17 protein-coding genes and 8 pseudogenes are annotated in these 20,207 nt (G+C 38.7%); 8 read left to right on the top strand and 17 right to left on the bottom strand.

Annotated features, from left to right (window positions below; all coding sequences use genetic code 11):
• Positions 1–40 precede the first annotated feature (40 nt).
• Positions 41–1,315 carry a sugar MFS transporter gene (locus AC0VZ4_RS11980; RefSeq protein WP_342864333.1) on the top strand — a complete coding sequence of 425 codons (1,275 nt, stop codon included), beginning with the start codon at positions 41–43 and terminating at the stop codon, positions 1,313–1,315.
• Positions 1,315–3,866: pseudogene (locus tag AC0VZ4_RS11975) on the top strand (glycoside hydrolase family 3 protein). The gene AC0VZ4_RS11980 and the pseudogene AC0VZ4_RS11975 overlap by 1 nt, the downstream one beginning before the upstream one ends.
• A gap of 186 nt (positions 3,867–4,052) precedes the next feature.
• On the opposite strand, the pseudogene AC0VZ4_RS11970 reads toward AC0VZ4_RS11975, so the two are convergent.
• Positions 4,053–4,943 (bottom strand): annotated as a pseudogene (locus AC0VZ4_RS11970) (TIGR01777 family oxidoreductase).
• A 170-nt stretch (positions 4,944–5,113) separates the two neighbouring features.
• Between AC0VZ4_RS11970 and AC0VZ4_RS11965 the strand changes: the two are divergent.
• Positions 5,114–6,151 carry an AI-2E family transporter gene (locus tag AC0VZ4_RS11965; protein WP_008138322.1) on the top strand — a complete coding sequence of 346 codons (1,038 nt, stop codon included), beginning with the start codon at positions 5,114–5,116 and terminating at the stop codon, positions 6,149–6,151.
• A 44-nt stretch (positions 6,152–6,195) separates the two neighbouring features.
• Here AC0VZ4_RS11965 and AC0VZ4_RS11960 read toward each other — a convergent pair.
• Positions 6,196–6,810, bottom strand: a pseudogene (locus AC0VZ4_RS11960) (FAD-dependent oxidoreductase); the annotation flags it as partial.
• Between the two features lie 14 nt (positions 6,811–6,824).
• Positions 6,825–7,115, bottom strand: a pseudogene (locus tag AC0VZ4_RS11955) (transposase); the annotation flags it as partial.
• A 48-nt stretch (positions 7,116–7,163) separates the two neighbouring features.
• On the opposite strand from AC0VZ4_RS11955, the gene AC0VZ4_RS11950 reads away from it, so the two are divergent.
• Positions 7,164–8,261: an ISAs1-like element ISPsesp1 family transposase gene (locus AC0VZ4_RS11950; RefSeq protein ID WP_475439755.1), complete on the top strand. Its 1,098-nt coding sequence runs from the start codon at positions 7,164–7,166 to the stop codon at positions 8,259–8,261.
• Positions 8,262–8,291: 30 nt separating this feature from the next.
• Here AC0VZ4_RS11950 and AC0VZ4_RS11945 read toward each other — a convergent pair.
• The 3 genes and pseudogenes from AC0VZ4_RS11945 to AC0VZ4_RS11935 all read right to left on the bottom strand — a co-directional run.
• Positions 8,292–8,921 (bottom strand): annotated as a pseudogene (locus AC0VZ4_RS11945) (IS982 family transposase); the annotation flags it as partial.
• Positions 8,922–9,010: 89 nt separating this feature from the next.
• Positions 9,011–9,310, bottom strand: a pseudogene (locus AC0VZ4_RS11940) (flavin monoamine oxidase family protein); the annotation flags it as partial.
• Positions 9,311–9,317: 7 nt separating this feature from the next.
• Positions 9,318–10,430 (bottom strand): IS4 family transposase, encoded by a 1,113-nt coding sequence (locus tag AC0VZ4_RS11935; protein ID WP_475441648.1) that lies wholly within the window; start codon positions 10,428–10,430, stop codon positions 9,318–9,320.
• 44 nt (positions 10,431–10,474) lie between these two features.
• Here AC0VZ4_RS11935 and AC0VZ4_RS11930 point away from each other — a divergent pair, with 44 nt between their 5' ends.
• Positions 10,475–11,224: an IS5 family transposase gene (locus AC0VZ4_RS11930; RefSeq protein WP_475439649.1), complete on the top strand. Its 750-nt coding sequence runs from the start codon at positions 10,475–10,477 to the stop codon at positions 11,222–11,224.
• Here AC0VZ4_RS11930 and AC0VZ4_RS11925 read toward each other — a convergent pair.
• The 7 genes and pseudogenes from AC0VZ4_RS11925 to AC0VZ4_RS11895 all read right to left on the bottom strand — a co-directional run bounded on the left by AC0VZ4_RS11925 (position 11,213) and on the right by AC0VZ4_RS11895 (position 15,012).
• Positions 11,213–11,587 (bottom strand): IS4/Tn5 family transposase DNA-binding protein, encoded by a 375-nt coding sequence (locus tag AC0VZ4_RS11925; protein WP_475439772.1) that lies wholly within the window; start codon positions 11,585–11,587, stop codon positions 11,213–11,215. The genes AC0VZ4_RS11930 and AC0VZ4_RS11925 overlap by 12 nt on opposite strands.
• Before the next feature lie 76 nt (positions 11,588–11,663).
• Positions 11,664–11,852 (bottom strand): annotated as a pseudogene (locus AC0VZ4_RS11920) (NAD(P)-binding protein); the annotation flags it as partial.
• A gap of 39 nt (positions 11,853–11,891) precedes the next feature.
• Positions 11,892–12,302 carry a hypothetical protein gene (locus AC0VZ4_RS11915; protein ID WP_475439771.1) on the bottom strand — a complete coding sequence of 137 codons (411 nt, stop codon included), beginning with the start codon at positions 12,300–12,302 and terminating at the stop codon, positions 11,892–11,894.
• Complete coding sequence (locus AC0VZ4_RS11910; protein ID WP_007375448.1) at positions 12,289–13,626, bottom strand: ATP-binding protein; 1,338 nt, start codon at positions 13,624–13,626, stop codon at positions 12,289–12,291. The genes AC0VZ4_RS11915 and AC0VZ4_RS11910 overlap by 14 nt, the downstream gene beginning before the upstream one ends.
• A complete protein-coding gene (locus AC0VZ4_RS11905; protein ID WP_007375447.1) occupies positions 13,620–14,294 on the bottom strand; it encodes a response regulator transcription factor in 675 nt (224 codons plus the stop codon). The genes AC0VZ4_RS11910 and AC0VZ4_RS11905 overlap by 7 nt, the downstream gene beginning before the upstream one ends.
• Before the next feature lie 3 nt (positions 14,295–14,297).
• Positions 14,298–14,561 (bottom strand): PepSY domain-containing protein, encoded by a 264-nt coding sequence (locus tag AC0VZ4_RS11900; protein ID WP_475439770.1) that lies wholly within the window; start codon positions 14,559–14,561, stop codon positions 14,298–14,300.
• 148 nt (positions 14,562–14,709) lie between these two features.
• Positions 14,710–15,012: a YciI family protein gene (locus tag AC0VZ4_RS11895; protein ID WP_033022975.1), complete on the bottom strand. Its 303-nt coding sequence runs from the start codon at positions 15,010–15,012 to the stop codon at positions 14,710–14,712.
• 189 nt (positions 15,013–15,201) lie between these two features.
• Between AC0VZ4_RS11895 and AC0VZ4_RS11890 the strand changes: the two genes are divergently transcribed.
• On the top strand, positions 15,202–16,626 hold the full coding sequence (locus AC0VZ4_RS11890) for a sodium-dependent transporter (RefSeq protein ID WP_475439769.1): 1,425 nt from the start codon (positions 15,202–15,204) through the stop codon (positions 16,624–16,626).
• Positions 16,627–16,695: 69 nt separating this feature from the next.
• Here the strand turns inward: AC0VZ4_RS11890 and AC0VZ4_RS11885 are convergent, their stop codons facing one another.
• Positions 16,696–17,337 carry a CPBP family intramembrane glutamic endopeptidase gene (locus tag AC0VZ4_RS11885; RefSeq protein ID WP_306724450.1) on the bottom strand — a complete coding sequence of 214 codons (642 nt, stop codon included), beginning with the start codon at positions 17,335–17,337 and terminating at the stop codon, positions 16,696–16,698.
• Positions 17,338–17,403: 66 nt separating this feature from the next.
• Complete coding sequence (locus tag AC0VZ4_RS11880; RefSeq protein ID WP_475439768.1) at positions 17,404–17,979, bottom strand: inner membrane-spanning protein YciB; 576 nt, start codon at positions 17,977–17,979, stop codon at positions 17,404–17,406.
• Between the two features lie 191 nt (positions 17,980–18,170).
• Between AC0VZ4_RS11880 and AC0VZ4_RS11875 the strand changes: the two genes are divergently transcribed.
• Positions 18,171–18,440 carry an HU family DNA-binding protein gene (locus AC0VZ4_RS11875; protein ID WP_077538106.1) on the top strand — a complete coding sequence of 90 codons (270 nt, stop codon included), beginning with the start codon at positions 18,171–18,173 and terminating at the stop codon, positions 18,438–18,440.
• Positions 18,441–18,442: 2 nt separating this feature from the next.
• Here AC0VZ4_RS11875 and AC0VZ4_RS11870 read toward each other — a convergent pair whose 3' ends face one another.
• Positions 18,443–18,688 (bottom strand): hypothetical protein, encoded by a 246-nt coding sequence (locus tag AC0VZ4_RS11870; RefSeq protein ID WP_475439767.1) that lies wholly within the window; start codon positions 18,686–18,688, stop codon positions 18,443–18,445.
• A 139-nt stretch (positions 18,689–18,827) separates the two neighbouring features.
• On the opposite strand from AC0VZ4_RS11870, the pseudogene AC0VZ4_RS11865 reads away from it, so the two are divergent.
• Positions 18,828–19,405 (top strand): annotated as a pseudogene (locus tag AC0VZ4_RS11865) (type 1 glutamine amidotransferase domain-containing protein).
• 25 nt (positions 19,406–19,430) lie between these two features.
• Here the strand turns inward: AC0VZ4_RS11865 and AC0VZ4_RS11860 are convergent.
• Entirely contained in the window at positions 19,431–20,192 is a 762-nt protein-coding gene (locus AC0VZ4_RS11860; protein ID WP_475439610.1) for an IS5 family transposase, read from the bottom strand.
• Positions 20,193–20,207: the final 15 nt, after the last annotated feature.

The raw sequence follows: 20,207 nt of genomic DNA, 5'->3' as shown, positions 1-20,207 counted from the left end.
GCTTAAGAATAGATTTATAATAATAAAATACGGAGAACACATGGCAAGTTCAGCACCAGTGACAACACACACACAGTCGCAAAACTATCAGGATAAAAATTACAGTTTTGCATTAACGTCTTTAACAACATTATTTTTTATCTGGGGATTTATAACCTGCTTAAATGATATTTTAATCCCACACTTAAAAGCCGTATTTAACCTAACGTATGTACAAGCAATGCTTGTGCAGTTTTGCTTTTTTGGCGCTTACTTTTTAATGTCACTTCCAAGTGGACACATTGTTAAAAAGCTTGGTTATAAAAAAGGAATCGTGGTTGGGCTTTTAATTGCGGCAGTCGGGTGTATATTATTTTACCCAGCAGCGTCTTTACATAGTTATCCTGTCTTTTTATTCGCTTTATTTGTACTTGCCAGTGGCATAACGTTATTACAAGTATCTGCAAATCCTTATGTAAGTTTGTTGGGTTCAGCAAAAACAGCGTCGTCTCGACTTACGCTTACCCAAGCTTTTAATGCCTTAGGTACTACTGTTGCGCCATCATTTGGTGCTCTGTTAATTCTGGACTCAGCGTCGGATGCCTTTTTAACACCGGCTCAAAATGCAGAGTCAGTTCAACTTCCTTACCTCCTTTTAGCTGCGATGCTTATTTTACTAGCAGGTATTTTTGCTTGGCTTAAATTACCAGACATTATGAGCGAGCAAAAAGCAGAAGCCGAAAAATCAGAAGCAATTGAAGGCAGTGCTTGGCAGTATCGCCATCTTGTATTAGGTGCTGTGGGTATATTTATGTATGTAGGCGCCGAAGTGGCAATTGGTAGCTTTTTAGTAAGCTTTTTAGCACAAGAAAATATAGCAGGGCTAAAAGAGCATGTTGCAGCTCATTACATCACGTATTATTTTGGTGGTGCTATGGTTGGGCGTTTTATTGGCGCTGCTGTAATGCAAAAACTACCCGCAGGTAAAGTACTTGGCTTTAACGCAACCATGGCTATTATTTTAGTCATTATTGCCATGAGCACGTCGGGTCAATTAGCAATGTGGTCAATACTATTGGTTGGTTTATTCAATTCTATTATGTTCCCAACTATTTTTAGTTTAGCGTTAAATGGACTTGGTAAGCATACCGCGCAAGGCTCTGGTATTTTGTGTTTGGCGATTGTAGGTGGTGCAATAGTGCCACTTTTACAAGGTGCGCTTGCTGATAGTGTGGGTGTTCAACTTTCGTATGTTTTACCTATTTTATGTTACATATTTATTGTTTTTTACGGCCTACGAGGCAGCAAACCAGTATTAGTGAAGGAGCCATCATAATGAAAACGACTTTTAAACTTAATGCATTAGCAATTGCAACGTTAGTAGGAAGTGTTACTGCACTAAGCGGATGTACTAACGAAAGCAATGTTGAAAAAGTAAATGTTGAAGCGCAATCAAAGCTTGAGAAAATTTGGCCAAAACTTTCAATTGCAGTGAAAAAAGATCCAGTTATTGAAGCTCAAATTGTCACGTTTTTAGAAAATATGACGCTTGAGCAAAAAGTAGCGCAAATGATTCAACCAGAAATTCGTGATATTACCGTTGAAGACATGCGTAAATATGGTTTTGGCTCTTACCTTAATGGCGGTGGTGCTTTCCCTAATGGCGATAAGCATGCAACGCCAAAGGATTGGGTTGCACTTGCAGAAAAAATGTATCAAGCATCTATTGATGACTCAGTGGATGGCAGCAAAATTCCAACTATGTGGGGCACCGATGCAGTACATGGTCATAATAACGTAATTGGCGCGACACTTTTTCCACATAATATTGGTTTAGGCGCGGCTAATAACCCAGATTTAATAGAGCAAATAGCGTCTATTACCGCAGCAGAAGTAATGGCTACGGGGATAGATTGGGTATTTGCACCCACTGTAGCAGTAGTACGAGACGACCGATGGGGCAGAACGTACGAAGGCTATTCTGAGGATCCAAAAATTGTTCACGATTACTCAGCAGCGATTGTAAATGGATTGCAAGGTAAAGCCGATGGCGACTTTTTAAGTGATAAGCGCGTTATTAGCACGGTTAACACTTTATTGGCGATGGCGGCACTGTTGATGGGGATGATCAAGGAAATAATATAGACAGCGAGCAGTCGCTATTTGATATTCATGCCCAAGGTTACGTAGGTGGTTTGTCGGCGGGTAGTCAATCTGTTATGGCGTCTTTTAATAGCTGGAATGGCGTTAAAAATCACGGCAATAAATACTTACTTACAGATGTATTAAAAACACGTATGGGTTTTGATGGTTTCGTAGTGGGTGATTGGAACGGCCATGGGCAAATTAAAGGCTGTACTAACGAAAGCTGCCCAGAAGCGGTAAATGCTGGCCTTGATATTTTTATGGTGCCAACAGGCGCGTGGAAGCCGCTATATGAAAATACAATTGCACAAGTAAATGCAGGTAAAATAAGTATGAGCCGCATTGATGATGCGGTTGCACGTATTTTACGCGTTAAGTTACGCGCTGGGTTATTTGATAAACCAAGTCCGGCTAAGCGTCTTTACTCGGGTAAAACAGAGCTTATTGGCGCGCAAGCGCATCGCGAAGTAGCACGTCAAGCTGTGCGCGAATCGCTTGTATTACTTAAAAATAAAAATAACCTATTACCTATCGCAGCTAATCAACGCGTGCTTGTTGCAGGTGATGGTGCCGATAATATAGGTAAACAGTCGGGTGGTTGGAGTATTGCGTGGCAAGGGACTAATAATAAAAATGCAGACTTCCCTGGAGCAACGTCAATTTACAAAGGGCTTGAAGAGCAAATATCTACAGCAGGTGGAAGTGTTACTTTAAGTGCTGATGGTACGTTTGAACAACGTCCTGATGTTGCCATTGTTGTATTTGGTGAAGAACCTTACGCAGAAGGGCACGGCGATAAAGATAACCTTGAGTTTGAGCGCGGAAATAAAAAGTCATTAGCACTTTTAAGCTCGCTAAAAGAGCAAGGTATTCCTGTTGTATCGGTGTTTATATCAGGTCAACCTATGTGGGTTAACAGCGAGCTTAACGCATCTGATGCGTTTGTGGCTGCATGGTTACCTGGTACAGAAGGTGCAGGTATTGCTGATGTTTTATTAAAAGCGGCAGACGGCACCATCCAAAATAACTTTAAAGGTAAGCTATCGTTTTCTTGGCCTAAATCGGCGGTACAAACTGCGGTTAATAAAGGCGATGAAAATTACGAACCATTACTTCCTTATGGTTTTGGTTTAACGTATGGCGATAAAAACGTGCTAGCTGACGACCTTGATGAAGACTCTAAACTTGATAACTCAGGGCTTACGAGTATGGATATACTTGTTGGTGCACCTGTAGCACCATGGCGCTTATTGTTAAAATCGGGCGATGAGCTTTTAGATGTATCGAGTAGTACCCATGAATTTGGTGCAATTAAATACCGAACTGAGGACAAAATAGTACAAGAAGACGCGCGCCAATTTAACTTCAGTGGTGCAGAAAAAGCCAGTGCTGAAATAGTAACAAGCTTTGCAGAAGATACCATTGCCTACGTTGAAGCAAACAGTGTGGTTAGCTTTGATATTAAATTAAACGAAGTACTAACGAGCGATATAGCACTTGCTATGACTTGCTCAGGTGAATGTGGTGCAAGCATTGATTTAGCAAACGTAGTGGACAAAGCTATTGAAAATAAATGGCAGTCAGTATCAATCGATTTAGGTTGTTTTGCTGATAAGGGTGTTAACTTTGCAAACCTAACAAGCCCATTTAGCTTACGCAGTAATGGTAAAACATCAATTTCTGTAGCTAATATTCAGTTTTTGCCAAATATGGCAGGCGAGGCTACGCTCTCTTGTAAGTAGTTTATTAACTCTATTGTGTGTTTACCAAAGCCCTTCAAATGAAGGGCTTTTTTTATGTAGAGGATTAATACTAACCTGCATAAATACTTGAGTAATTTAACGAATTAAATAATTCTTAAACGTTGTTAATTTAGAACAACTAGATACAAAATCTAGCTTAATTTTGGCGCAGTTTATTTATAATGACTAAGTCAAACTTTCTAGGGCTGATTTAATATCAGGGTGATGAAAGCGATAATTATGAGCTTGGGCCTTACGTGGGATAACAAATTGCCCAGTGGTTAATAAATCTGACATTTCACCCATTAGCAGTTTAAGTACTGCGGTTGGCATAGCGATAAATGCAGGCCGCGACAATGCATTCCCTAAGCTTTTACTAAACTCGGCATTACTGACCGGGTTTGGTGCTGTTGCGTTAACTGGGCCTGAAATTTCTGGATGCTTAATTATAAAGAGTATTAGCTGAATCATATCGTCAATGTGTATCCACGACATACCTTGCTCTCCGTTACCAATCGGGCCGCCTAAGCATAATTTAAAAGCGGGTAGCATTTTACCTAATGCCCCACCTTTTTTAGCTAAAACAATACCCGTTCGTAAAAGGCACACTCTGGTTTGTTCTGATTGCGCGAGTAAAGCTGCATTTTCCCACTCTTTACAAAGCTGGTGGCTAAATTCGTCGTGTGGGTTTTCAAAAGTTTCATCAATAGGGTTACTATTTTGTCAACCATAAAAACCAACGGCACTACCTGATATAAAAGTATGTGGGGGAGTGTTACTGGCTTTAATTGATTCACTAATTTGCTGTGTAACACCAATACGGCTGTCTCGTATTATGTGTTTTTGTTTGTCACTCCAACGTTTATTAACAATCGGTTCGCCAGCTAGATTTATAACAATATCAACGCTGTTAAAATCCACTGAATTAACATTGCTTACGGCTTTAACTTTATGGCCCAATAATACGTTTGCTTTAGTCGGGTTTCGGCTAAGCACAGTAACCGTGTTATGGTGAAGTAAAAAAGGGCATAAGTGCTTACCAATTAATCCGGTCGCGCCAGTAACAAATATATGCATTATTAATCCTTACAATAAAATAGTAGCAAGTGATTAAAAAACATACTCGCTAGCAAACAGCTTTGCAAATTTATACGTAAAGCATACTTTTATGATCACTTGGTAATTATTTCATTTCATTAGCTTTTGCCTTACACTGGGACAATATAATTAATAAAAGGATTAGTGAGTTGGCAAATTTAACTGGAGTGAATAAAAGTTTAATAGTTTTTGCTGCCTTGGTCGTTGTACTTGCGGGTATAAAATCAGCAAGTGTAATTATTATTCCATTTATTCTAGCGGCGTTTATTGCCATTATTTGTAATCCATTTATTAAGTTTTTCGCGCGATATCGAATTCCCAAAGGTATTGCTGTTATGTTAGTGGTACTAATTATTGTTGGTTTAGGCGTAAGCTTAGGTGGGCTTGTTGGGCAGTCCATAAACGATTTTTCGCAGCAGCTTCCTGAATATAAAACACAGCTTAAAGAAGAGTTTGTATGGCTGGTCGATTTAGCATCTCAATACAACATATTGATTAATAAAGAACAGTTAATCAATATGTTCGATCCAGGGAAAATGGTCGATGTAGCCACGGATATGCTCACTGGTTTAGGTGGGGTAATGGCCAACATGTTTTTAATTATTTTAACGGTTGTGTTTATGCTGTTTGAAGGGCCGATGCTGAGTAATAAAATACACATGGCCCTTGATGATCCCGATAGTAAAATGAAACAAATAGACCGCTTCTTAGAATCGATAAACTCCTATCTTGCTATTAAAACATTAGTGAGTTTAGCCACCGGTATAATCGCTGCATTTTATTTATGGATTTTAGATATCGATTATTTTGTACTGTGGGGAGTATTAGCGTTTATGTTTAATTACATTCCTAATATTGGATCAATTATCGCAGCTGTACCTGCGGTATTACTTGCCCTTATTACTCAAGGCCCATTAGTGGCAGGACTTGTTGCTGCAGGGTACTTAACGATAAATACGGTAATGGGCAATATTGTAGAACCTAAATTTTTAGGTAAAGGGCTGGGTCTTTCAACATTAGTGGTGTTTTTATCATTAATATTTTGGGGTTGGTTACTAGGCACTGTAGGTATGCTTTTATCTGTGCCATTAACTATGATTGTAAAAATAGGCTTAGAAGCCAGTGCCGAAGGTAAGTGGGTTGCCACTTTATTGGGCAGTGGTGAAGACGCCGCCAAAAATAACTAGTCGCTGTAACTATCAAGGGCTGGATAAATTACAGCTCTTGATTGCTAAAGACTAATTATTGAATTAATAGCTTCGTCAACTGCATTTATTGCACCCTCTAAGTATCCTGCTTCTTGTTTTGCAAATTCACTCGCTACAAAATGAATATTTAGGTTACTTAGCTGCTCATCCAAGCCTGAAAAATTAAATTCAGGGTGTTGTGAAGGCTGAGTACGGTCGTCCTCATTGGCTACAAGTTCATCCTCTGCCCAGTCTTTAATAAAGTACCCTGTTGCCTTTTTAGCATCCTGACCATAAAAGTAGCTAAGCTGCTGGACACAGGCTTGAATTAACTGCTCTTTAGTTACTTCGCTTCGTGATAAGTAGGGCACACCTATAAAACCAAATAATGCGGCGTAATTATCATCTTCAGCACTGGCATCGTGAATTTCGACCATAGGGCCGACACGGCTAAAGCATTGTCCTGATAAGTTATTATCACGCCAAAATGCATGTTCAAAAGTAGCTATAAACTTGGCTTGTCCTGCCATCCATGTAGGTACGCTGTTGAGGCGGCTTATGAGTGTTGGAGTAGCCCATTGTTCAGGTGTTAAATGGGCTGTCACCATGCGTGCAGGAATTGCTGACATTAGTTTGTTCGTATTTAAGTGTTTTATATTAACCTGAGTTCTGCTTAAGCGATAACTAATGCGTTAAGCTCTACGTCAGTTAAATTAAGGTGTGGCTTCTTTTCTTTCAAGCAATAAGCCACCAATCCAGCGACTAAATTCAACATAAAGCCGTTCATACTCCGATGTCTTGAATGTTCAATGAAGGATATGTTCTTGAGCTGGTCATTAATTGTTTCGATTATAAAGCGTTTTGAAAGCATTGCTCTATCCCATAATGACATCGCTTTTGCCTTCATATTTTTGCGAACCGTCGTAATGAGCTTTACCAGGGCGGGATCACACTTTGTAAATAAACAAATTTTATGATCTAATACCATAAATTTCATCACCTTAAACTTATTATGTCACTCTTCTCACATTTAGAACTCGTCAAAGATAATCGTTCACATATAAATCAGCACCATAACTTAGTTGATGTGCTTTTTCTTATTATTACTGCCGTTACATCAGGGTGTGAAAACTGGCAAGACATTGAAGTCTATGGCGAAAGTAAGCTTAATTGGTTAAGAGGATTTCGTTCTTTCAAAAATGGCATACCCACTCGACATAGTATTGCTCGGATTTTTAGAACCGTTGATACTGACTCATTACTACTCGCGATGTATAGCTGGGTCAATCAAAACCGCGTTAAGTCAGCGCATCCTGTCATTGCCTTCGATGGCAAAACTATTCGCGGAGCAAGTAAACACATTGCTGATAAATTACACCTCGTCTCAGCATTTGATTGTGAGGCAGGTCTCACATTATTCCACCAAACAGTTGGCAGTAAGACGAATGAAATACCGGCAGTTCGGGATTTATTGAAAATACTCGATATCAATAACACCGTTATTACACTTGATGCTTTGCACTGCCAAAAAGAAACGCTAAAACAGCTAATTAGCAGACATGCAGATTATCTAGTGCAAGCAAAGGGTAATCAAAAGAAACTTTATAGCGCGATTCAAGATGCATTTACACACCAGTATGAATCTGAAAACTCAGAGATACTTAGTCATGTAACACAAGATGAAGGGCATGGGCGAAAAGAAGTACGCACGATAGATTGTCTTGATGCGCGTTTATTACCGAGTGAAATTAAAGAGAGCTGGCCATCAGTTAGAACAATCGTTGCGGTGCAGCGAGAGCGAACGAAGGGTAATAGAACGAGTATTGACACACATTACTACCTAACATCGTTGACAGACAATATATTGATAAGTAAAGCAATAAGACAACATTGGCTGATAGAAAATCAGCAACACTGGATACTGGATGTCGTATTTAAAGAAGATGCCTGTCAAATACATGAGCCATTAAGTGCGCAACATATGGCACTATTTAGACGCGTCGTTAGGAACATGATAAAGCAGCATACGAAAAGCAAGGGGTCAATAAGAAGTAAGTGTGTAAGAGCTTGTTATGATGATGCTTTTAGAGAAGAACTTCTTTTTGGTTAACATTTTTAACAAAGTATGCTCGCACCCTGTGAGCTTTACCCCTTTATCGAGTAAATCGGCTTCTAAAGCTTTACTTAAATACCCTTTGTCACCATATAATTTATCCGTCAGGCAGCTCGCTAACTCACGCACTGGTTGAGTATCATGTACATTTCCTGTTGTCACTTTCGCAGCAACAATTTCACCATGGTGATTAACGATTAAATGTAGCTTGAAGCCATAAAACCATCCCATTGTTCCTTTGCCACGCTGGGCTATTCCATCAAAGGTTTTGTGTCTTGGAATACGAATATTATGGCACACTTTAATACATGTGGAGTCAATGAATTCAACGCCTGTGGGTTTACCTTTAAGTGAAGTAAAATAGGCACACATCGGCACAATTACCCTTGGCATAACGGCTAAAAATAGTGTGTAACTGAGCAAGTTGGGAAATTCACTTTTGTACATAAGTGATACATAGCCAAGGTAGTAATTTTTGAAATCTCGGTGATGTGACATATGAAAACTAATAACAATAGTCATAATTTCACTGGTCGTCATACGTCCTGAACGCTGACGTTTTTGGGTGCCATCTTCGAGTAATTGTTTTTCCCATTGGGGTATAAATACTTTGCAAAAATCATCGACATCGCAAAATAATTCAACTAATTTAATCATGCCTGTTCCTTGCTTATCCAATCGTTTTTGGTCGAAAGATCGGATCTCGGAACAGGCATTTAGTTCAATTTCTTAAACGAGATTCAGGTTATATTACCTAAATGATTCACTGTAATTTGCCAGCTATCACCGCTCTTTTTAAGCTCAGTGACATTGTGGTTTAACAATACAAAATCTGGATTAAGTTGCTCATACAATGCAGTTATTAAGGTATTCATACCGTGTTTGAGCCTAAATAATTGCATCTCTCCAGCGCCTGCAATTTGTTGTGGTTGCTCTGAATGTGGCGATTGGTATAACACATCGCCTTTGGTGTATTGCTCAAATAGACTTAAGTTGAGTGACTTGATTAGCGCTTGAATTTTTGGCTGGTGAGGAAATATCCCTGTCTCTTGATCACAACTTTTCTGTCTGCTGAATTGATATTAACAATTCGGCAGATTCGACCATTTCTGCTAATTTCAACCACCCCTTCCAGAGTGCTTTTACGCCAACTCGACCATTTCTTTTACTGTCATACCACCCTCCCAATTTCGCTAAACTATAGTATAGCCAATGGAGAGACGGTACTTTATCCGGCAACACATCCTTTTCAACCTTTGCCCATAGTAATTTCCACGTCATCTCTTTAACACAAGTTGTACATCTCACTTCTTTGTCTAATTCACTCCTTTGCGCCATATTTTGCAGCTGTAATAACCTGACAGCAATAAACGCTTTAATGATCGCAATTCGTAAAATATTATCACTGTGCTGCAAACGTAAATCTTCTACTTCGGTTCCATCTGTTTTCCATGTTTTATGAAACTCCTCTACACGCCAGCGAAGTTCATAGTATCTTACTAATTTCTGGGTATCTTCTGCTGTATTTACGGGCTCTGTCGTATATAAAATCCAACATAATGGATTTTTTTGCGTACTTTCTTTTTCCTGACAGACAATGACATTGACGCTCAATGTCGGTGATTCTTGCCCTTGTACTCGCTTAGGCTTGGCGAGTGTTATAGGTTGATAGCTCAATGTAATTCGGGCCTGACGCGCTTTTCTTCCCGCACGTTGCGCTATATTAATAGTGTAACAACACTGACCCTGCGCTGTTTCTATTAACTGATTGAGATTGCATTGAGGCTCTATTAATTTTCTATTTTCTTTTGCTCTGACTAAAAATCGATGCCCTTCATCTTTTTGGTAAGTCATGTACTCATAAATGTCAGCTTCTCTGTCGCAGATGTTAAGTATATTTGATAATTCACCTGTACGTTTTTTTATATCCATTAATGTTTGTTGCCAGCGATAGCTTTCTTTCTCTTCGTAAGGGCGTTGCTGTTGTTGATCTTTAGTCCCTTTAACCTTTGATTTCCTAAACCAATAGTACTGGTCGAGTAAACCAATAACGTGCTCCGTATCTGCATCAATTGCTAAAGTTGAATGCGCATATAGCGTTCTTGTTTTTGATGGTTTTCCTAGGGGCTGTTGATCTTTGTTTGAATTTTGTGCGTAAGCGGTAATCTCGTATAATTTACTTCGCCAAAAACAAACCTTACGAGATTACCATGCCCCGATTAATGCTCACTGATAAGTTGTGGTCGAAGCTAAAATCAATTTTGCTTGAAGATAGAGTTTATAACAAGCTTGAACACAGACAAACGATGGAAGGAATTTTATATCGCTTACGTGTTGGTTGCCCATGGCGTGACCTCCCTGAGTGTTTTGGTTTATGGAATACTATTTACCGCCGATTTCTACTTTGGTCTAAAAAAGGAATATTAATAAGGTTGTTCAAATCATTATCCGCCAATAGTGACACTGAGTGGGAATTCATTGATGGCAGTTATGTTAAAGCACATCAACACAGTACAGGTGCTGCGTCTCAACAAGAACAAGCGATAGCATTAAGTCGTGGCGGTAATACAAGTAAAATTCATTTAGCTGTTGATAGTTATGGCTTACCAATTGAATTTATTATTACAGGCGGCGATGTTCATGATAGTAAAGTGGCAAATGAACTGATTGAATTATTGCCCCAAGGCGATTTTGTTATCGCAGACAAAGGCTATGATAGTGAAGTCATTAGAAATAAGGTTCGAGAGAGAAACTCAAGCCCAGTGATCCCTAGAAAGAAAAACTCAAAAACAGGTAATGGTGATATTGATTGGTGCTTATATAAATATAGGCATTTAGTTGAAAATGCCTTTGCAAGGCTAAAGCACTTCCGTGCTATAGCGACAAGGTACGATAAATTGAAATTACAGTTTGAGAGTATGTTAGCGCTGGCATGTGCAATGATTTGGCTACCAATGTGAAAGATCAACAGCCCCTAATGTATTTGTACAGTTCACATCGCCTAATTCTTTGCAAACACTGTGTTTAAATGTCAATCCTGTCGTATCTTGGATAGCGAGAACCAAAGGCAACTGCTTTACCGCTTCACTCGTTTGTGAGAATCCTGAATAGGCAATCGCTTGAGGGGATATTTTCTCATTTCTAATGAAACGATAAGCGGCTTCAATTTTTGCGGGTGTATCAGAAGCCTTAACAATTGAGCTGTCTGCATTCTCAGCCATATCGCTTGCTAGTAGAGCTAATCGTCGGGTGCGTCTCGGATCTCCTAAATTAGCGTTACCAAAAATTAATTGAGCCCATTCTTCAGAAGTGTTTGTGTGCATATGATAAATCTATGAGTGATGATGATCGATTAGATCACAGACTTAACGATATTCAAAGACTTGTGTATAAGAGACAGGGAAATATCCACGTAGGGCCCAAATCAAAACTAACACCACCATTTATTGGTGATTGCGCCGAATAAATTCTGCCACCTAATTGCGATTTAGCTTCTAATAATAAATATGGGGTATTAAGTAGTTGCAACTGATACGCACTGTATAAGCCTGCCAGCCCAGCACCTATAATAATTACAGTTTTAATCATTTTATTACCTATAAGCAATCTATTAGTAAATTGCTTGTTTTAAAATGGTTTTTTAAGTGCATCAGTAAATTGGTTGATAAGTTGGATTTCACAGATTTTATAACTAATAGCCGCAGTTGTTGCATTAGGGAGTTTTAATAAATAACGCCACTGACAAGCGCTTTCTATGTACTTTTCATTATTACTAATGCTGCGCATAAATAATGGAAGTATTTGGGTATTACCTGTACTTTCTTGTGATGTAGTGAGTTCGTATTTACGCTTTTGTATCCAACTGCCTTGTACTAGTTTTGCTTTATTTATTTGTGTATCTAGGCATTGGATATAACGCTTAGCTTCATCCGTGGTTGCTTTTTTTACTAAAGTACACGCTTCATTAGCAAAACTGTATTGGCTAATTACTAACAGTACAATTGCAGTTAGTCTTAATAAATTATTACTTTTTATCATTATAATTAAACTCTAAAATAAATTGAGCACCGCCCAAGTTATCAGCTTTAGTGATAGTGAGAGTACCGTGATACGACTTAACTAAATCAGATACAATTGCCATACCCACACCGTGTCCGCTTTCATATGTATCTAGGCGTGTACCACGAGTGAGTAAAGACTCGCGCTTGTCTTCTGGTACTCCAGGACCATCATCGCTAATACCAATACACAGAGTTTTACTTTGGGCTACTTGTATTTCGACTTGTGAACGACATGCTTTACAGGCGTTATCAATTAAATTACCCAATAGTTCCATTAAATCGGTTTGATCACCTAAAAAGTAGTCTTTATCTGTTACTGTGCAACTAAAAATAATATCTTTATCACGATACACTTTTGCCATAGCACTTAAAATAGAATCGAGAACTGGCTTAATTGGCGTTTGTTTTTTCCAAGTATCAGAGGCACCGGTTGCTGCGCGTTTTAATTGGTGCTCGATCATCACATTAATACGGTCAAGCTGTTCTTGTGCATCTGCATCATTAGCCAGCGGGCTTGATTTCAAAACAGCTAGTGGTGTTTTAAGCGCGTGTGCAAGGTCGCTCAATGAGGCTCTGTATCGCTCTTTCTGACGTTGTTGAGAATCAAGGAGTAAGTTTAAATCGGACTTAATAGTTTGCAACTCAATGGGGTATAACCCTTTAATTTCTTGGATATCGCCAGACTCGATCGCTTTTATTTCTTTATCAAGTCGTTGCAGTGGCCGTGCACTCCAAATAAAACCAACCGCCATAAGACCCGCGATTGCAATGCCCATTATAAACATCCAATCAACAAGTGTTTGCTTAAAACCGTCCATTAAACGCAGTAGGGCATCGTTACGTTTAACTAATATGAAGCGTGCCTGTTCTGATTGATCTATGTTGTTTAAAATAACAGTAAGGCTAAGTTGCCAGTACGCAGTGTTTTTATATTCAACTCGTCTAAAGTCCGCTGCACCTGCTTTTGTTTCTACTTGCTGAGGTACAAAATTAACGTTAACTGCTGATTCAGAATGCCAAATGGGTTCATCGTCACGATAGATCATTGCGTAGGTATCGGAGTTTAGTCTATTTAACTCAGGCGCTAAAATTGTACTTGGCATAATAATGCCATGCTCAGTAAAGTCAACTTCAGATATAAGCGAATATAGCTGTGCTTCGAGAGTTTTTTCTGTCGCATCAACAAGTGAAGCGTAATACGCTTTGCCAATTGAATAAAACAGGATTGGGAGTGCGACTAATAAAACAAAGACAAGGATAAATCCTTGCCTTATTTTTAACGATATTTGCGGTATTACCACTGACTTTTAAGCCTGTAACCACGACCACGTAGTGTCTCTACTGGGTTTAATACACCTTCAGGGTCAAGTTTTTTGCGTAAACGCAGTACAAATACTTCGATAACATTTGAATCAAGGTCAAAATCTTGATCGTAAATGTGCTCAGTCAATTCTGATTTTGAGATTACTTTTTGCGGGTTTACCATTAAATATTCAAGCACTTTATATTCGTAAGCGGTTAGGCTGAGCTCTTTATCATCAACCCAAACTTGCTGCGAGCGTGTATGGATTTTGATTGGGCCTGCTGTCATTTCTGGGTTTGCCTTACCGGCACTTCGACGAATTAATGCATTACAACGTGCAATAAGCTCTTCAACGTGAAATGGTTTTGTAAGATAATCGTCTGCACCAGCATCTAAACCTTCTACTTTGTCCTGCCAGCGATCACGTGCTGTTAAAATCAGAATAGGGATAGTAATACCTTGTGCACGTGCTTTATTAATCAGTTCGATACCGTCTATTTTAGGTAAACCTAAATCAACAACGGCCATATCAAGCGGATATTCAGTAATATGGAAAAGACCTGCTTCACCATCGTGGCATAAATCCACGCTGTAACGTTCTTTTTCTAAAGCATTACGTAGGTTATCTGCTAAATGTAAATCGTCTTCTATAACTAAAATTCGCATCAGTTAATCCTTTTTTACTTCGCCAGTTTTTTTATTTATATGTAAATCGACGACATGGCCGTCAGATTTGAGTATTCGCACTGTATAAAAGTCAGTTTGTTCAGAAATTTTAAGCGTTTTACCTTTAATGGTTTGTTTTGCGAGTATTACAGCCTTCTTTTTGCTTACTTCAGCTTTAGCCGTTGGATTTTTGGATGTTGTATTTACTTGAGAAAAACTAGCAAAGCTAGTACAAGCAATAAAAGTAAGACTTAATAATATGCGCATGATAGAACCCCTAGACCAAACACACTTAGTTTAATTAACTAAGTTACTAAAATTCAAGTAAAAACACTAAATTAGCTTTTACTTTAACAATTTTAATTAAAAACCCGTGAACAAACCCTGAACTATGTTAATAAGCGATTATTTATAGTTAAGCAGGGAACACTTTTTTAAATGGTTTAACAACAGTATTTTCATATACGCCTGCGGCAACATACGGATCAGCCGCAGCCCATTCACGCGCGGCTTCTATTGAATCAAACTCAGCCACAACGAGTGAACCGGTAAAACCAGCCTCTTGAGGATCTTCACTGTCAACTGCTGGAAAAGGACCTGCAGTAAATAAGCGATTTTGTGAATCAAGCTCATTAAGACGTTCCAAGTGTGCTGGGCGTGCTGCTTTTCTAAGCTCTAAGCTGTTTTCAACATCTGTTGAGTGAATCATGTACAACATAAGAAATCTCATAAAAATTGTTAAATTTGATTAACGCAATACTATCACAGCGTTGAAAATTGGTGAATTAAAAGCGTATTTAGGCAGGTTTACACTTCGATTTTATTTTTACACTGTATTTGCTTGAAAATATCTGTGTAACACTGGTAGAGTCGCTGAAATATACAAAATAATAAAAAGGTTTTATGCATGAGCGATAATAGAGAGCGATTTAGTTCCCGTCTCGGATTCATACTAGCGGCAGCAGGTTCTGCTGTGGGTATTGGTAATTTAGTTGGTTTTCCTGTTTCTGCTACCAAAAATGGTGGTGGCGCATTTTTATTAATTTATGCTTTATTTGTCGTATTCATTTGCTTACCTGTCATGATGGCTGAAATGGCAATGGGCCGTAATGCTCAAAAAGATCCACTCGGCTCGTACAAGTTGTTGGCAAACAATGACAAAAAGTGGAAGTTTGCAGGGTTTTTAGCTGTGCTTACACCATTTATGATTGCAGTGTTTTACATGGTAATTACAGTGTGGATTTTCGGCTACTTAATGCAAACTGGTTTGGGGAAGTTAGATTTACTCGCTGAACCTAGCCATTTTGGTGTTTTTATTAACAGCTACACTGTTTTTGGTTACATGGCGGTAGTGGTAATTATTGTTAACTTAATTTTACTAGGGGGTGTTAAGCAAGGCATAGAAAAAGCCGCTAAATTTCTGATGCCAGCACTTCTAGTCATGCTTCTTGCTTTAGTTATTTATGTATTAACACTTGATAATGCAATGGCAGGTGTTAAATATTATATTATCCCTGATTTTTCTAAAATGAGTGCAAGCGTACTTAATGGGGCGCTAAGCCAAGCATTTTTCTCGTTGTCGTTAGGTATGGGTATATTAATGACTTACGCGTCGTATATATCTAAAAAAGATGACATTGTAAGTAGTGCAAAAGTGGTAGCAATTACTGACTCGTTAGTCGCCTTTGTCGCAGGTCTTATGGTGTTACCGGCTATATTTAGTTTTGATCCAAACACAGACCCATCAGCACTTTCTGACTCGTCAGTTTCGATGATTTTTGTGTATTTGCCGAAAATATTATTAGCACTGCAAAATGATATCGGATACGTAGGCGCATCAATTGTAGCATTCTCGTTTTTCTTGTTGGTATTTTTTGCTGCAATTACGTCATTGGTATCTATTGTTGAAGTACCGACAGCCACATTAAGCGACCGCAAAGGAATTAGCCGTAAAAAAGCATTGGGTATTTTAACACTTACAACTGGCGTGCTAACTATTTTATGTACTATGTCGTTTGGTATGATTGACAGCCTTACCTCGTTTACCAGTTATGGCGGTGTAAATAAGAGCTTTTTTGATATTATTGTTGATGTATTCTACGACACAATTTTACCGCTTAACGGCTTAATGGTGTGTTTGTTTGTAATGTACCGCTGGGAAAAAGCACGTTTAACACAAGAGCTAAGCTTAGGCTCGCCTAATTATGCTGGTAGCTTAATGGAAAAATACGTTAATTTTTCACTTTCAACGTTTATTCCAATTATTTTAGCGGTGATATTTATAAATACAGTCGCGACTAAGTTTTTTGCTCTAAAAATATTTGGCTTTTAAATACAGACCCAATTATATAAGCCGTACTTGTTGCGGCTTTTTTGTATGTAAATTTAAATAAAGGTTACTTTAATTAAATGCGCCTGAGTCGAGGTAGCTGCCAATGCCAAGGGTAAACATCCAAAGCCCCCATAAGCTATGCTCAATAACGCACACAAAGGTTGAGCGGCTTTTTGCGTAGGTATAAGCAAACAGTAAGCCACCTAAAAATGCTAAGGCTACTGCAATCCAATTTGCATACACAATATGCGCCAACGCAAATACACTCGCACTAACTACAATACGCACTGCTTTTTTTTGCATAATGCGTTTATAACGATGAAAAAAATACGTTCTGAATATTAATTCTTGAGGAATAACCGACAGTATTGGGTACAGCACCAACAGTAAAAGCCAATCATTAAATGAGTTACGGGGAAGGGTAAACCAGTTGCCTTGATGAATAATCCCGTAAAACATGCCTGAGAACAGCGCACCTAAAAAAAAGAAGCTAAACACACGCCTTTTAACAGCAGAAAATTGCCCAAGGCTTGTGAGTCTAAACCGTTTAAAATGGGGATCGCCTAGTAGCAACATACAACACACACTCATAAGTATAATAAGCGCAGGGATAAGCCAATTAGCTAAATGCTCGCGTAATCCAAAACCCAACAAGGGCAGCAATATAAAAATGAGGGTAAATTCAAACCAGCGGTATTGATTAGCGTTCAAGGTCGTCTCAACTTGCTTTTTTTAATAAGCTAGCAAGCTAAGACGACACTTTTATGACGAGGGGGCTTACTTTGCTGTTTCCTCTTCATCAGGGAGGTATTTGTACAAGGCAATAATGGTGGCAAAAATACTTACAAAGGTAATACCCATTAAACCAAATACTTTAAAGTTAACCCAAAAGTCGAGCGAAAAATTGTATGCAATATAAATGTTTAGTGCTGCGATGCCAGCAGTAATTACAACCCACATTAAATTAAGCTTATCCCATAACGGTTCTGGGACAACAATGGCTTGTTTTGTATCATTAGCATTTTCGAGGATTGAGCTAAGCGCTTTTTTAACGAGATTTTTCTTAAGTACATAACGGCTAACAAGTAACGTTAAACTTAAACCTGCATATATGAGTGTTGCTTTCCATTTAATGTATTGCTCATCATGAAGTACCAGCGTTAACGTACCAAACACGGCAGCAATGCCAAAAAATATCCAATGGCGAGTAGGCACATTGCCATGTTTAAAGTAGCTATAAGCAACTTGAATAAGCGTAGTGGCCATTAATAGACCGGTAGCCCAATAAATATCGACGAGTTTAAACACTGCAAAAAACAGTATGAGTGGAATGTATTCAATTAATGCGTGCATATACTACCTAAATTATACAAAAAAGAGTCAAAGGCTTTTTACCACATAAAGCTTAGCAACTACAAGGTTGACTTGTTGCCCTGTAACCCTTAGCCTGCGTGGCTTTATTACCAATTCGGTTTGGTATTTTTCATATCATCATATTCCCACGCTTAACCAACACTGATTTGGCGTGTATTTAGGAGCCTAAAATGAATAAAGCAGAACTCGTTGCTGCCATTGCACACAAAAGTGAATTAACAAAAAAAGATGCTCAAGCGGCACTTTCAAGCTTGCAAAAAGTCATTACTAAATCGCTTTCTGAGGGCGATCAAGTTCAAATTAATGGCTTTGGTACCTTTGCGCTAAGTTATTACCCTGCGCGTACTGGGCGTAACCCACAAACAGGGGCTGCAATTGAAATAGAAGGCGCAAATAAAGCTGTTTTTAAACCGGCTAAAGCGTTAAAGGATTTACTTTAAATTTATTTAAGGCGCGGATTTAAACCTCGTATTGATAGATAAGTTACATGAGCGCGAAGTAAATTCGCACCTACGGGTATATGCTGTAGTTCAGGATTACACGTCGCGTTTAATGGCTTTAAATTACATGAGCGCGAAGTAAGCGCACCAATGTGGAAATATGTTGTAGGTGAGGTTTTACACCTCGCTTTTGGTGGTGTTAAATTACATGAGCTGGAAATAAAGTGGCACTTATGTACATTATTCATAATCTCTAAATAATTTACATGGTAGCATAAACTCTATTTCAATTTACTCCTTTATTTTCAATTGCTTGTTATCGGCACGCATCGTGCTTTTTTGATTGTGTATTTTAAATATAACTTTTAAGAAAATAAGGAGATCTCAATGAGTACATTACAAACAAGCACACGTTTACAAGGCAAAAAAATCGCAATTTTAGCCACTGATGGATTTGAGCAAAGTGAGCTTTTATCTCCACGCAGCGCATTACTTGATGCTGGTGCAAACATCGAAATAGTATCAATTAAAGAAGGCCAAATTACTGGCTGGGATGAAGACAAGTGGGGCGATAAAGTAACAGTAGATAAACTAGTTACAAATGCAGACCCCGCTGATTACGACGCGCTTATGCTTCCTGGTGGTTTATTTAATCCAGACAGTTTACGCCAAGATAAAGATGCTAAAGCATTTATTGATGGCTTTTTTGGCGCAGAAAAAACAAACCTGTTGCTGCTATTTGTCATGCGCCTTGGTTGTTAGCTGAAATTAATAAATTGCGCGACCGTACCATTACTTCTTTTCCAAGTATTAAAAGCGATTTAATTAATGCAGGCGCTAATTGGGTTGACCAAGAAGTATGTGTAGATAAAGGCTTAGTAACAAGCCGAAGCCCAGCCGATTTAGAAGCATTTAATGCTAAATTTATTGAAGAGATTTTACAGGGTAAACACCAAGCTCACTAGGGGCTGTTGATCTTTGTAGTATATATTAATCAGCCCATATTGGTAGCCACATCATAGTGAATGCTAAAGCGAGCATGGAATGATAATTCCGCTCAAGCTTTTCATACCGTGTGGCTATCCCTCTATATTGTTTGATCCGACCAAAGGCATTCTCAACTAAGTGCCTATATTTGTACATGCACCAGTCAATATCTTCATTACCCACTAAACTGTTATCCTTGCGTGGAATAACGGGTGTAGCGCTATTGTCACGAATAAACTCTCTTAGTTTTTCACTATCGTAGCCTTTATCTGCGACAACAACATTACTCGTTGGGCAATTGGCTACAAGTGACTCTGCATGGACGATATCATGCGTATTTCCACAGGATAATTCATAATAAACAGGCAATCCTCCGCTATCTACTGCAAGATGAATTTTAGTCGAATTACCACCTCGACTCTTACCGATTGATTCATTGTCAGCGGTTCTTGCACCGCAACTATGCTGGTGAGCCCTGACAATACTGCCATCAATAAAGATCCAATCCATATCAGCATAGTGGGATAACACTCGAAATAATTCATTCAAAATATCTTTTTTGGACCATAAATTAAATCGTCTATAAATAGCACTCCACGAGCCGAAATAAGACGGTAAATCTCGCCAAGGAATACCGGTACGCATCTTATAGAGTATGCCTTCGAGCGTTTTTCTATGCTCAGGCTTATTATAAATTCGACCACTTAAGTGCATTACTTTTGATAAGACATTCCATGTCGCGTCTGTTAACATTAATCTTGGCATGAGGGTTCGGTGTAA

It is taken from the genome of Pseudoalteromonas sp. QJM3NY_22, assembly GCF_056173065.1.
This window is presented reverse-complemented; position numbering and strand designations above follow the sequence as displayed.